This window comes from Mesorhizobium sp. B2-8-1, from assembly GCF_006440955.1.
Classification (GTDB): domain Bacteria; phylum Pseudomonadota; class Alphaproteobacteria; order Rhizobiales; family Rhizobiaceae; genus Mesorhizobium.
On record NZ_VFTX01000005.1, the window covers coordinates 1 to 13,971 of the forward strand.

At 63.9% G+C, this 13,971-nt stretch carries 9 protein-coding genes; 7 read left to right on the forward strand and 2 right to left on the reverse strand.

Annotated elements, in window-relative coordinates; translation table 11 throughout:
• Window positions 1-258: 258 nt before the first annotated feature.
• The 4 genes from FJ428_RS14505 to FJ428_RS14520 all read left to right on the forward strand — a co-directional run bounded on the left by FJ428_RS14505 (window position 259) and on the right by FJ428_RS14520 (window position 5,366).
• Window positions 259-1,005: a cytochrome c biogenesis CcdA family protein gene (locus FJ428_RS14505; protein WP_140498969.1), complete on the forward strand. Its 747-nt coding sequence runs from the start codon at window positions 259-261 to the stop codon at window positions 1,003-1,005.
• 157 nt (window positions 1,006-1,162) lie between these two features.
• Window positions 1,163-2,521, forward strand: coding sequence for a bifunctional UDP-N-acetylglucosamine diphosphorylase/glucosamine-1-phosphate N-acetyltransferase GlmU (glmU, locus tag FJ428_RS14510; RefSeq protein ID WP_140557818.1), 1,359 nt, complete (start codon window positions 1,163-1,165; stop codon window positions 2,519-2,521).
• A 175-nt stretch (window positions 2,522-2,696) separates the two neighbouring features.
• The gene (gene glmS / locus FJ428_RS14515) at window positions 2,697-4,520 is read left to right on the forward strand and encodes a glutamine--fructose-6-phosphate transaminase (isomerizing) (protein ID WP_140879620.1); all 1,824 of its coding nucleotides are present in this window, start codon (window positions 2,697-2,699) and stop codon (window positions 4,518-4,520) included.
• A gap of 93 nt (window positions 4,521-4,613) precedes the next feature.
• A complete protein-coding gene (locus tag FJ428_RS14520; RefSeq protein WP_140557815.1) occupies window positions 4,614-5,366 on the forward strand; it encodes a DUF502 domain-containing protein in 753 nt (250 codons plus the stop codon).
• On the opposite strand, the gene recG is transcribed toward FJ428_RS14520, so the two are convergent.
• Window positions 5,318-7,426, reverse strand: coding sequence for an ATP-dependent DNA helicase RecG (gene recG / locus FJ428_RS14525; RefSeq protein ID WP_140879621.1), 2,109 nt, complete (start codon window positions 7,424-7,426; stop codon window positions 5,318-5,320). The genes FJ428_RS14520 and recG overlap by 49 nt on opposite strands.
• A 92-nt stretch (window positions 7,427-7,518) precedes the next feature.
• Here recG and FJ428_RS14530 point away from each other — a divergent pair, with 92 nt between their 5' ends.
• The 3 genes from FJ428_RS14530 to FJ428_RS14540 all read left to right on the forward strand — a co-directional run bounded on the left by FJ428_RS14530 (window position 7,519) and on the right by FJ428_RS14540 (window position 12,825).
• Entirely contained in the window at window positions 7,519-7,806 is a 288-nt protein-coding gene (locus tag FJ428_RS14530) for a succinate dehydrogenase assembly factor 2 (RefSeq protein WP_140879622.1), read from the forward strand.
• Between the two features lie 11 nt (window positions 7,807-7,817).
• Window positions 7,818-11,315, forward strand: coding sequence for a transcription-repair coupling factor (gene mfd / locus FJ428_RS14535; protein WP_140879623.1), 3,498 nt, complete (start codon window positions 7,818-7,820; stop codon window positions 11,313-11,315).
• 136 nt (window positions 11,316-11,451) lie between these two features.
• A complete protein-coding gene (locus FJ428_RS14540; protein ID WP_140515265.1) occupies window positions 11,452-12,825 on the forward strand; it encodes a 3-deoxy-7-phosphoheptulonate synthase class II in 1,374 nt (457 codons plus the stop codon).
• 44 nt (window positions 12,826-12,869) lie between these two features.
• Here the strand turns inward: FJ428_RS14540 and FJ428_RS14545 are convergent, their stop codons facing one another.
• On the reverse strand, window positions 12,870-13,940 hold the full coding sequence (locus FJ428_RS14545; RefSeq protein WP_140879624.1) for a diguanylate cyclase: 1,071 nt from the start codon (window positions 13,938-13,940) through the stop codon (window positions 12,870-12,872).
• Between the last annotated feature and the right edge of the window lie 31 nt (window positions 13,941-13,971).

Below are 13,971 nucleotides of genomic sequence, written 5' to 3' on the forward strand. Positions count from 1 at the left end.
GATCTTGGTGCCGCCGACCTCGGCCTCCTTCCAGGCCTCTGCTGCGAAAGACGCGGCGGTGCTGAGCAAAAGCGCGGCCAACCCTAGTGTCACGGTTTTCATCGAAATCTCCCTGCTGATCCGAGGATGCGCGGCAATCGCGGCCTCGCTCGATCAACGCGCAGGTACCGACGTTTATTCCCGGGCATGCCAACACAATGGTGATTGGCAGAGGGGCCCGGGCGTCGCTATATCGGCCCGTAAAGTCGGAGTTCTGGAATGGCACTCGATATAGGCTATGTCAGCGCGGTCGGGGCAGGGGCGATCTCGTTCCTGTCGCCTTGCGTGCTGCCGCTGGTGCCGCCCTATCTCTGCTACATGGCCGGCGTGTCGGTCGACGATTTTCGCGGCAATGCCGGGGCAGCCGCCAAAGCCGGCGCCCGTACCGCGCTGCTTTATTCCTCGATTGCCTTCGTGCTCGGCTTCTCGACCGTGTTCGTCGCGCTGGGCGCCGGCGCCTCGAGCATCGGCCGCCTCCTGCGCGTCTGGCAGGAGCCGCTGGCAATGGGCGCCGGCGTGCTGATCATCCTGATGGGGCTGAATTTCCTCGGCATCCTGCGCATTCCGCTTTTATCGCGCGAGGCGCGTTTCCAGTCGCAGGGCAAACCGGCAAGCGCGGTCGCGGCCTATGTCATGGGACTGGCCTTCGCCTTCGGCTGGACGCCGTGCATCGGCCCGGTGCTGGGGCCGATCCTGACGCTGGCCGGCGGCCGCGAGACAGTGGGCGAAGGCGCATTGCTGCTCGCCGCCTATTCGCTCGGCCTCGGTATCCCATTCCTGATCGCGGCACTGTTTTCCGGCGCCTTCATGCGTTTCCTCGGCAAATTCCGCGTCCATCTCGGCCGCGTCGAGAAGGCGATCGGCGCATTGCTGGTCGTCGCCGGCGTGTTTTTCCTCACCGGCGGGGTGCAGGCCGTGTCGTATTGGCTGCTGGAGAATTTTCCGCTGCTGGGCCGGCTGGGATAAGGCTGTCGGTATCGGGTGCGCACAAGATTGAACCTGTGACCCGCTGATTAAGAGTCGGCTGCTCACCATCTCACCGGAATTTAACCGCATTGGTGCAGCATGGCGCCCACTGCTAGCATGATTTGATTCCCAACGCTTTTCCTATGGTTGTCCTTCCATGAACCAGAGAACATGCCTATCCGTCATCCTCGCCGCCGGCGAAGGCACGCGCATGAAGAGCGCGCTGCCCAAGGTGCTGCACCAGATCGCCGGGCTGCCGATGGTCGCGCATGTGGTCAAGGCGGCCGAGGCAGCGGGCGCCGGCGACCTTGCGCTGGTGATCGGCCACGGCGCCGAGGAGATGCGCAAGGCGGCGCAGAAATTCGCGCCGGAGGTAGAGGCTTTCGTGCAGGAAAAACGCCTCGGCACTGCGCATGCGGTGCTTGCCGCGCGCGCTGCTATATCAAAAGGTTACGACGATATCCTCGTCATGTTCGGCGATACGCCGCTGATCGATCCGGACGCCCTCACGGCCGCGCGCCTGAAGCTGGCGCAAGGTGCCGCCGTCGTGGTCATCGGCTTCCGCACGGCGAACCCCACCGGCTATGGCCGCCTGATCGAAAAAGGTGGCAAGCTCGTCGCCATCCGCGAGGAAAAGGACTGCTCCGACGAGGAGAAGAAGATCACCTTCTGCAATGGCGGGCTGATGGCGATTGCCGGCAGCCAGGCGATGAAACTGCTCGACGCCGTCGGCAACAGGAACGCCAAGGGCGAATACTATCTCACCGATATCGTCGAGCTTGCCAGCAACCAGGGCCTCGATGTCGTCGCCACCGAAGCCAGCTTCGAGAATGCGCTCGGCATCAACAACCGCGCCGAGCTGGCGCAGGCCGAAGGCATCTGGCAGGCACGCCGCCGGCAGGAAGCGATGCTTTCGGGCGTGACGCTGATCGCACCAGAAACGGTGTATTTCTCGCACGACACCGAGATCGGCGCCGATACTATTGTCGAGCCGAACGTCTGGTTCGGGCCGGGTGTGAAGATTGCAGGCGGCGCCAGGATTCACGCCTTCAGCCATATCGAAGGCGCCATCGTCGCCGCTCATTGCGATGTCGGCCCCTTCGCGCGGCTGCGGCCGGGCGCCGATCTCAAACAGAAAGCCAAGGTCGGCAATTTCTGCGAGGTCAAGCAGGCCGTCATCGAGGAGGGCGCCAAGGTCAACCATTTGACCTATATCGGCGACGCGCGGGTGGGCGCCGGGGCCAACATCGGCGCCGGCACGATCACCTGCAATTATGACGGCTATCTGAAGCACTTCACCGATATCGGCGAGGGCGCCTTCGTCGGATCGAATTCCTCGCTTGTCGCGCCGGTCACCATTGGCAAGGGCGGCTATATCGCCTCGGGCAGCGTCATCACCGAAAGCGTGCCCGACGATGCGCTGGCCTTCGGGCGTGCCCGCCAGAAGACGATCCCCGGCAAAGGCAAGGAATTGCGCGAGCGCTTCGCGTCGGCCGCGGTTGCCAAAAAGAGGTAAAACCGGTCTTCAAAAACTGAACGATTGCAGTAACTGGATTGCAAGTGCGCTGTGTCATGATGCATGCGTACGAGACTGTTCCCATTACACGGAACGAAACGCAAAGTAACTTTCGCGAGAGCCCGGCAATCCGTAGATAGCGCCCGGGTTCTGCCGGGGATTGGGGACTGTCTGCATGTGCGGTATCGTTGGAATTGTCGGCCATTCGCAGGTTGCGCCGCTCATCGTCGATGCGCTGAAGCGGCTTGAATATCGAGGCTACGATTCGGCCGGCGTCGCCACCATAGAGAAGGGGGCGCTTGGCCGCCGCCGCGCCGAAGGCAAGCTGGTCAATCTCGAACGCCGGCTGAAGGACGAGCCGCTCGACGGCACGATCGGCATCGGTCACACCCGCTGGGCCACGCATGGCGTGCCGAACGAGACCAACGCGCACCCGCATTTCTCCAATGGCGTCGCCATCGTCCACAACGGCATCATCGAGAATTTCGCCGAGCTGCGCGACGAACTGATCCGCGACGGCTATTCCTTCTCGTCGCAGACCGACACCGAGGTCGTCGCGCATCTGGTGGCGCGGGAAGTCGCGAAAGGCTTGAAGCCGGTCAATGCCGCGCACAAGGCGCTCAAGCGGCTGGAAGGCGCTTTTGCGCTGGCGATCATGTTCACGGGCGACGAGGACCTCATCGTTGGCGCTCGCAACGGCCCACCGCTGGCGGTCGGCCATGGCGACGGCGAGATGTTCCTGGGCTCCGACGCCATCGCGCTTGCCCCGTTCACCAATTCGATCACCTATCTGGAAGACGGCGACTGGGCGGTGGTGCGCCGCAGCGGTGTCGCCATCTTCGACATCGACGGCGAAAAGGTCGACCGCAAGCGCCAGCAGTCGCTCTCGACCAGCTTCATGGTCGACAAGGGCAATCGCCGCCACTTCATGGAGAAGGAAATCCATGAGCAGCCGGAGGTGATCTCGCACACGCTGGCGCATTATGTCGATTTTGTTTCCGGCGTCTCCAAGCCGCTCGACCTGCCGTTCGACTTTGCTACGATTAACCGGCTGGCGATTTCGGCCTGCGGTACCGCCTATCTCGCCGGACTGATCAGCAAATACTGGTTCGAGCGCTACGCTCGGCTCCCGGTCGACATCGATGTCGCCTCCGAATTTCGCTACCGCGAAATGCCGCTGTCGAAGAACGACGCCGCCTTCTTCATCTCGCAATCGGGCGAGACCGCCGACACGCTGGCCTCGCTGCGCTATTGCCGCAAGGCCGGCATGAAGATCGGCGCCGTCGTCAACGTGCGGGAATCGACCATGGCGCGCGAATCCGACGTCATCTTGCCGACGCTGGCCGGGCCGGAGATCGGTGTCGCCTCGACCAAGGCCTTCACCTGCCAGTTGTCGGTGCTGGCCTCGCTAGCCGTCCGGGCGGGCGTGGCGCGCGGCACGATTTCGCGGGACGAGGAAAAGTCGCTGGTGCGGGCGCTTTCCGAGGCGCCGCGCTATGCCAACCAGGTGCTCAAACTCGAAGAGCAGATCGAACGGATCGCGCGGGACCTGTCGCGCTACAAGGACGTGCTCTATCTCGGACGCGACACCAATTTCCCGCTCGCCATGGAAGGCGCGCTGAAGCTCAAGGAGATCTCCTACATCCACGCCGAGGGCTATGCCGCGGGCGAGTTGAAGCACGGGCCGATCGCGCTTATCGACGAGAACATGCCGGTCATCGTCATCGCGCCGCATGACCGCATCTTCGAGAAGACTGTGTCCAACATGCAGGAGGTGGCGGCGCGCGGCGGCAAGATCATCCTGATCACCGACGCCAAGGGCGCCGCGCAGGCGAGCGTGAAGACGATGGAGACGATCATCCTTCCGGACGTGCCGGAAATCATCTCGCCGATCATCTACGCGCTGCCGATCCAGATGCTGGCCTATTTCGCCGCCGTTTTCATGGGCACCGACGTCGACCAGCCGCGCAATCTGGCGAAATCGGTGACGGTGGAGTAGGCGTTTTTTAAACAGGTGCTTTAAAAACTTCGCAGTTCCAAAGCGCCTTCCGGTTCACTAATGTTTGCGCTGCAACTCGCGCCCCGGTGAACCATGTCAGATGCTCTCAAGACCTCCGGCATGACCCGGCTGAGGAACTATTTCCTCACAGGCTTCGTCGTCTGCGCGCCGCTGGCGATCACCGCCTATATCGCGTGGTCCTTCATCGGTTGGGTGGATTCCTGGGTCAAACCCTATATTCCGGCACGCTACAGTCCCGATACCTATCTGCCGTTCCCGGTTCCGGGGTTCGGGCTGATCGTGGCGCTTGTCCTGATCACGCTGATCGGGTTCATGACCGCCAATATCGTCGGCCGCGCCATCGTCAATTTCGGCGAGCGCCTGCTTGGCCGAATGCCGCTGGTGCGGGGCATCTATCGCTCGCTGAAGCAGATTTTCGAAACCGTGCTGTCGAACAAAGGTGACATGTTCCGCCAGGTCGGCTTGGTCGAATATCCGCGCAAGGGGGTGTGGTCGCTGGTGTTCGTGGCCAGCGAGAAGGAAACCGAGATCAACCAGAAGCTTGACCAGGAAGGCGATCCGCTGACCGCTGTCTTCATGCCTTGTACGCCCAATCCGACGACGGGCTTCCTGATGTATGTGCCGAAGTCGGACATCGTGCTGCTCGACATGACGATCGAGGATGGCGCCAAGCTGATCGTCTCGGCCGGGCTGGTGGCGCCGGAGGTGAAAACGAAGCTGGTGATGCTGAATGGCGAGCCGATCACGGGCACCCTGGCCAATCCGCCGCTCGGGCCTTATCCCGCCCGCAGGAGCCGCACCGCCTCGTCGCGGCCGAACAAGTAGAGCAGCAGGCGCAGCGCTTCGCCGCGCTCGGTCTGCAGGTCCGGATCACGCGACAGGATCAGTCTTGCGTCATCGCGGGCCGCTTCGAGCAGGTCCGCATGCGCCTCGATGCGCGCGACCTGGAAGCCCGGCGTGCCGGACTGACGGGTGCCAAGCAATTCGCCTTCGCCGCGCAGCTTCAGGTCCTCCTCGGCGATCACGAAGCCATCCTCGGTCTCGCGCATCACCGACAGGCGCCGCTTGGCCGTTTCGCCGAGCGGATCCTTGTAGAGCAATACACAGGACGAAGGCTTGTCGCCGCGCCCGACGCGGCCGCGCAACTGGTGCAGCTGGGCGAGGCCGAAACGTTCGGCGTGTTCGACGACCATGATGGTCGCGTCCGGCACGTCGACGCCGACCTCGATGACGGTTGTGGCAATCAGGATACGTGTCTCGCCCTGCTTGAAGGCGCGCATCGCTTCGTCCTTCTCGGCGCCCTTCATGCGGCCGTGGACGAGGCCGATCCGGTCGCCGAACAGCGGCTTCAGGGAAGCAAAGCGGTCCTCGGCCGACATCAGCTTTATCTCTTCGGATTCTTCCACAAGCGGGCATATCCAGTAGATTTTCTGGCCGCCGGCCACCGCTTCCACCATGCGATCGACGAGTTCGTCCAGCCGCTCAAGCGGCAGCGTGACGGTGCGGATCGGCTGCCGGCCGGCCGGCTTTTCCGTCAGCTTGGAGACGTCCATGTCGCCGAAGGCGGTCAGCACCAGCGTGCGCGGAATGGGGGTTGCCGTCATCACCAGCATGTCTGGCGCGTCGCCCTTGGCGGTGATGGCAAGCCGCTGGTGAACGCCGAAGCGATGCTGCTCGTCCACGACGGCAAGGACGAGGTCGTGGAACGCCACCGTTTCCTGGAACAGCGCGTGGGTGCCGATGACGATGTCGATCTCGCCGCTGGCCAGTCCCGCCAGCGTTTCGGTGCGTTCGCGGCCCTTTTCGCGACCGGTGAGGATGGCCGTGCGCATGCCTGCCCGTTCCGCCAAAGGGGCGATCGTCGCCACGTGCTGGCGCGCCAGGATCTCTGTCGGCGCCATTAGGGCAGCCTGGCCGCCAGCCTCGACGGCACGCGCCATGGCCAGGAGCGCAACGACCGTCTTGCCGGAGCCGACGTCGCCTTGCAGGAGGCGCAGCATGCGCTCGGGGTCGGCGAGGTCTGCATTGATTTCGGCGAGCGCGAATTCCTGGGACGCGGTCAATGTGTAGGGCAGGGCCGCGCGCAGCTTGTCGACGATCCGGCTGTCGCCGGTGAGCGGCCGGCCGGACAGCCTGCGGACCCTCGACCGGACCAGGGCGAGCGACACCTGGCCCGCCAGCAACTCGTCATAGGCGAGGCGCCGCCATGCGGCGCCTTCGATGGCGACATCGATCGGGTCCGCGGGATGATGGATGCGGGCCAGCGCGTCACCGAAAGACGGGAAACTCTGGCGGCGCATGAAAGCACCATCCTGCCACTCAGGCAGTTCCGGCAGACGGCCGAGCGCCTGGCCGATGGCGCGGCGCAGCACCTTGGCGGACAGCCCCGCCGTGAGCGGATAGACCGGCTCGACCAGCGGCAGGTTTTCGGCGTCGCCGGCCAAGGCGATATGATCCGGGTGGACCATGGTCGGGCGCCCGTTGAACCATTCCATGCGTCCGGAGACCACGACATGCTCGCCCACAGGCATCGATTTTTCCAGATAGGCAGCATGGGCGTGGAAGAAGGTCAGCGCCACTTCGCCGGTATCGTCATGGGCGTAGACCCGGTAGGGCACCGACCTATTGCCGCGCGGCGGCGGCTGGTGGCGGTCGATGCGCAGGTCGAGCGTGACGATGGCGCCTTCGGCCGAGCCGGCAATACCAGGCCGGTTGCGGCGGTCGATGACGGTATGCGGCAGCACGAACAGGAGATCTCCGGCGCGCGCCGCGCGGTCGCCGAGATCGGCCGCGACGACCTTTTCGATCAGTGCGCCAACCTTCGGCCCGACACCGGCGAGCGACGTGATCGGGACGAAAAGCGGGTCAAGGATGGAAGGACGCATGATGTCAGCTTATGTCGCGACGGCTGCAGCGCAAGGCTGACAGCCCCTTCTATCCACGCTATATGCGCCACAGCAAGTGAGGATGCGGCACAATGACGGGAACGAAACGATCAAGCGAGGGGCTCGACGCCCGCCGCCGCAAGCTCCTATTCCGCTCCTGGCACCGCGGCATGCGCGAGATGGACCTTATCCTCGGCGCCTTCGCCGATGCCGAGATCGGCGCCTTGACCGGCGACGAAATCGACCAATATGAGAAGCTCCTCGATATTCCCGACACCGAATTCCTGCCCTTGATCACCGGCGAACGTCCTGTTCCCGCCGACATCGATTGTGCGGTCCTGCAAAAAATCATGGCTTCGCGCCGGACAATGACCTTTTGAAGAACGTTTCCATGAGCCTCATTCCCACCATCGGCTTGCCGAAAGGCCGCGCCGGCCAGTTTATCGTCGACGGCGTCGCCGACGGTTATGAAGCTTTCGCGCTTGTGCAGGCGGCGCACGAAATCGCGCCCGACAAGCCGGTGCTGTTCGTGGCGCGCGACGGGCAGCGCCTGCCGGCAATCACAGAGGCGCTGGCCTTTGCCGCTCCCGGCCTGCCCGTGCTGGAACTGCCCGCCTGGGACTGCCTGCCTTATGACCGCGTCTCGCCCGGCTCGGATGCCGCCGCCCGGCGGCTCGACGCGCTCGCCGCCATGATCGCGCTGGCGAGGAAGCCGCATCGCGCCGTCATTCTCGCCACCGCCAATGCGCTGCTCCAGCGCATTCCGCCCGCGGATCTCATCGAGGCGCAGACCTTTCACGCCAAACCTGGCAACCAGGTCGATATGAACGCGCTGGTGTCGCGGCTGGAGACATCGGGCTTCGAGCGGGTGCCGACGGTGCGCGGCATCGGCGAGTTCGCCGTGCGCGGCGGCATCCTTGACCTGTTCGCGCCTGGCTGGACCGAGGCGCTGAGGCTGGATTTTTTCGGCGATACGCTGGAATCGATCCGCGTCTTCGACGTGGCCACGCAGCGCACCACCGGGCAGCGCAAGTCCATGGCGCTGCAGGCGATGAGCGAGGTGGCGCTGACGCCCGAGACGATCAGCCGCTTCCGCCGCGCCTATATCGAAGCCTTCGGCGCGCCGTCGCGCGACGATGGACTTTACGCCGCGGTCAGCGAAGGCCGGCGCTTCGCGGGCATGGAACATTGGCTGCCGTTCTTCTACGAGCGGCTGGAGACCGTGTTCGACTACCTGCCGGACACGCCTGTCGTTTTCGACCATCTTGCGCATGAGGCGCTTGCCGAACGCCACACTCTGATCCTCGATCATTACGAAGCGCGCAAGAAGCAGGCCGAAGGTGCGCTGAAGGACGCGGTGCCCTACAAGCCGGTGGCGCCGGACCTGCTTTACCTCTCGCCGGAAAATCTCGTCGCTTCTCTCGGACCGCGCGAAGCGATCGACTTCACCGCCTTCGACGCACCGGATGCGGGAGCAAGAAAGGTCTTCCACGCCCGCTCGCGCCATGGCCGCAGCTTCGCGGAAGAGCGCGCCGACCCCAACGTCAATGTCTTCGACGTCGTGGTGAAGCACATTGCCGACGAACGCGCGGCACGCCGCCGTGTCATCGTCGCCGGCTGGACGGAGGGCTCGCTCGACCGGCTCGGCCAGATTCTCACTGAACATCGTCTGGGCAATCTTGCGCCGGTGGCGACCTTGGCGGAGGCGGAGAAACTCGAGCCGGGGCAAGCGGCGTTGGCGGTGCTGCCGCTGGAATCCGGTTTCGAGACCGAAAGACTGGTCGTCGTCGCCGAGCAGGACATTTTGGGCGACCGGCTGATCCGGCGCTCCAAGCGCAAGAAGCGCGCGTCCGACTTCATTGCCGAAGCCTCGGCCCTGTCGGCTGGCGACATCGTCGTCCATGCCGACCACGGCATCGGCCGCTTCATCGGCCTGCGCACAATCGAAGCCGTCGGGGCGCCGCATGATTGCCTGGAAATCCACTATGCCGGCGACGACCGACTGTTCCTGCCGGTGGAAAACATCGAGCTCCTGTCGCGCTACGGCTCTGACACGGCCGAGGCGACGCTCGACAAACTCGGCGGCGGCGCCTGGCAATCGCGCAAGGCGCGGCTGAAGAAACGCCTGCTGGACATGGCCGGGCAGTTGATCCGCATCGCCGCCGAACGGCAGATGCGCGCTGCACCTCCGCTGGTGCCGGCGGAAGGCCTCTACGGCGAGTTCGCCGCGCGCTTCCCCTATGAGGAGACCGATGACCAGCAGACGGCGATCGATTCCGTCAGGGACGATCTGGCGGCCGGCAAGCCGATGGACCGGCTGATCTGCGGCGATGTCGGTTTCGGCAAGACCGAGGTGGCGCTGCGCGCCGCCTTCATCGCGGCGATGGAAGGGTTCCAGGTGGCGGTCGTCGTGCCGACAACCCTGTTGTCCCGCCAGCATTTCAAGACGTTCTCGCAGCGCTTTTCCGGCCTGCCGATCCGCGTCGCCCAGGCATCGCGGCTGGTCGGCGCAAAGGATCTGGCAGAGACCAAGAAGGGCATTGCCGAAGGGACGGTGGATATCGTGGTCGGCACCCACGCGCTGCTCGGCAGCGCGATCTCGTTCAAGAATCTCGGCCTACTGATCATCGATGAAGAGCAGCATTTTGGCGTCAAGCACAAGGAACGGCTGAAGGACCTGAAGACCGACGTCCACGTGCTGACGCTGTCGGCGACGCCTATCCCGCGCACGCTGCAACTGGCATTGACCGGCGTGCGCGAACTGTCGCTGATCGCCACGCCGCCGGTCGACCGCATGGCGGTGCGCACCTTCATCTCGCCCTTCGATCCGCTGGTCATTCGCGAGACGTTGTTGCGCGAGCGTTATCGCGGCGGCCATTCCTTCTATGTCGTGCCGCGCATCAGCGATCTGGCGGAAATCCATGATTTCCTGAACCAATCCGTGCCGGAACTGAAGGTGGCGGTGGCCCATGGCCAGATGCCGCCGGGCGAACTCGACGACATCATGAACGCCTTCTACGACGGCCAGTACGACGTTCTCCTGTCGACCACCATCGTCGAATCCGGCCTCGACATCCCGACCGCCAACACGCTGATCGTCCATCGCGCCGACATGTTCGGCCTGTCGCAACTCTATCAGTTGCGCGGCCGTGTCGGGCGCTCGAAAGTGCGCGCCTACGCACTGTTCACGCTGCCGGCCAACCGCAAGCTGACCGACACCGCCGAACGCCGGCTGAAAGTGCTGCAGTCGCTCGACACGCTGGGCGCCGGCTTCCAGCTCGCCAGCCACGATCTCGATATCAGAGGCGCAGGCAATCTGCTCGGCGAAGAGCAGTCCGGCCACATCAAGGAAGTCGGCTTCGAGCTCTACCAGCAGATGCTGGAGGAGGCGGTCGCGGAGGTGAAGGATTCCGGCGAGGTGCTGGATGGCGGCTGGTCGCCGCAGATCGCCGTCGGCACGGCGGTGATGATCCCGGAGAGCTATGTGCCGGACCTGCAGCTCAGGCTGGCGCTCTATCGGCGCCTCGGCGACCTCGAGAGCACCGAGGAAATCGATGCTTTCGGCGCCGAGCTGATCGACCGTTTCGGCCCGCTGCCGGAGGAGGTGAAGCATCTGCTCAAGATCGTCTTCATCAAAGCCCTCTGCCGCAAGGCCAATGTCGAGAAGCTCGACGCCGGGCCGAAGGGCGTGGTCATCCATTTCCGCAAGCGCGAGTTTTCCAACCCGGTCGGACTGGTCAAATTTATCGGCGAGCAAGGCTCGTTGGCAAAGATCCGGCCGGACCAAAGCGTCGTCTTCACCCGCGACTGGCCAACGGCGGAAAAGCGTTTGGCGGGCTCGGCTGTCGTCATGACGCAACTGGCGCGGCTGGTAGAGAAGGCGGCGTAGCCAGCCCGGCCCATTCGCCAGCGCTGAAATTCCGGTCTAGAATAGGAAATCGGCTTCGTGTATGGAGCCGCCACCCCACATGGGGGCTGGAAATGGCGGGCGAGGGTGCTTGCCGGAAAGAGCGTTGGGTGCAGCGATGACGAAATGGTCGCCGAATTCGTGGAGGGCAAAGCCGATCAAGCAGGTCCCTGCTTATCCGGACCTTGCCGCGCTGAAGAACACGGAGGCCCAGCTCGCCACCTTTCCGCCGCTGGTTTTTGCCGGCGAGGCGCGCAAGCTGAAGAAGCAACTGGCCAGCGTTGCCGCCGGCGAGGCGTTCCTGCTCCAGGGCGGCGACTGCGCCGAGAGCTTTGCCGAACATGGCGCGGACAACATCCGCGACTTCTTCCGCGTCTTCCTGCAAATGTCGGTGGTGCTGACCTTCGCCGGTGCGCAGCCGGTGGTGAAGATCGGCCGCGTTGCGGGCCAGTTCGCCAAGCCACGCTCGTCCGACAACGAGACCAAGGGCGAGGTGACGCTGCCGAGCTATCGCGGCGACATCATCAATGGCATCGAATTCGACCTCAAGTCGCGCATTCCCGATCCTGCCCGCCAGGAAATGGCGTACCGTCAGTCGGCGGCAACGCTCAATCTTTTGCGCGCCTTCGCGCAGGGCGGCTACGCCAGCCTGGAGAATGTGCATCGCTGGATGCTCGGCTTCGTCTCCGACAGCCCGCAGGCCGAAAAATACGAGTCGCTTGCCAACCGCATCACCGAGACGATGGATTTCATGCGCGCGGTCGGCATCACCTCCGAAACCAATTTCGCGCTGCGCGAGACTGATTTCTATACCAGCCACGAGGCGCTGCTGCTCGGCTATGAGGAAGCGCTGACGCGTGTCGATTCGACCTCCGGCGACTGGTACGCGACGTCTGGCCACATGATCTGGATCGGCGACCGCACCCGCCAGCCCGACCATGCGCATGTCGAATATTGCCGCGGCATCAAGAACCCGCTCGGCCTGAAATGCGGCCCGTCGCTGACGCCGGACGGCTTGCTGGAACTGATCGACCTGCTCAACCCCGAGAACGAGCCAGGCAGGCTGACGCTGATCGCGCGCTTCGGTTCCGACAAGGTCGCCGAGCATCTGCCGAAGCTGGTGCGGGCGGTGCAGAAGGAAGGCCGTAGCGTCGTCTGGTCGTCAGACCCGATGCATGGCAATACGATCGAAGCGGCCGGCTACAAGACGCGGCCGTTCGACCGCATCCTGAAGGAGGTGCAGACGTTCTTCGAGGTGCACCGCGCCGAAGGCACGCATCCGGGCGGCATCCATGTCGAGATGACCGGCAAGAACGTGACTGAATGCACCGGCGGCGCCCGCGCCATCACCGCCGAGGAATTGCAGGACCGCTATCACACCCATTGCGACCCGCGCCTCAATGCCGACCAGGCCATCGAACTGGCGTTCCTGGTGTCGGACCTGCTCAAGAAAAGCCACCCGGTGCAACACAAGCAGGTCGCCAACGGCTGACCCGTCCAAAGCAGTTCACAGGAAAAGCGCTTCCTGCCGAAAAATCAGTCTTGCTTGTAGAGCAGCCAGCTCTTGCCGGCGCGGCCCGCCATTGCCGAATGCCTGGTCACGCGGTTACGGCCGCTGACCTTTGAGCGGTAAAGCGCCCGGTCTGCCTTGCTGTAGAGGTCTTCAGGGCCTTCGGCTTCGGAGGCCATGCAAATTCCCATCGAGACGGTGACGGTGCCGTAATTCATGCCGGTCTGGCTGCTGGTGAAAGGCGACTGCTCGATCAGCGCGCGAATGCGTTCGGCGATTTCGTAGGTGGCGTCCTCGCTTGCGCCCTCGACGATCAGGGCGAATTCCTCGCCGCCGGTGCGGGCGACGAACATGTCGGCGCGAATGCTGGTCTGGAATATATCGGCGATGATCTGGAGGATCTTGTCGCCGACGGGATGGCCGTACCTGTCGTTGATGTCCTTGAACCGATCGATGTCGGCGAGGATCAATGCATTGAACAGGATGCCTTTGTTGCTGTTGTAGATCCTGGTGATTTCCTTGTCGAAGGCGCGACGGTTCCAGATTTGCGTGAGGGGGTCGGTGTCGGCCAGGCGCTTGTATTCCTCGAGCTTCGACTTGACGCTTTCCAGTTCCGCGGTCTTGTCGCTGAGCGTCGAGGCAACTTGCCGGCCATGATCGATCGTCGAATTGGTGGCGACCGCCATGGCGTTGACGATCTTCTGCAGAACATCCGGCGACAGCAGGCTGTTTCTGCCGAGTCCGCTCGACGTTTCGTTGAGGATCCTGCCGTATTTCTCGATGTGGCTGCGCTCGCTCCTCAGCAGCGAAGCGATGTCCTCAAGTTCATTGGCGATGACTTCCCTGGCGTGCTCGACGATGCCGGAGCCATGGTTCTGGGCAAAGAAGGTGCGTCCGATCCGGTCGAGGTCGTCCTGTGTCGGTCGGCCGCTCAGCGACACGACGGCAAGGCTGAGCTCGCGATTGGATCCGCTCAAGGCCTCGTAGAAGATCTCGTAATTGCGTGGCAGGCTGAGCACGCCGAGCTGGCGCATTGTGGCGAGGACGGTGCTCGCAATATCGGTGCTTCGTTCGCTCTGGGCGGCTGCCGGCTGCATGTTCTGTTCACTCTTCCCCGGGAACACGCTG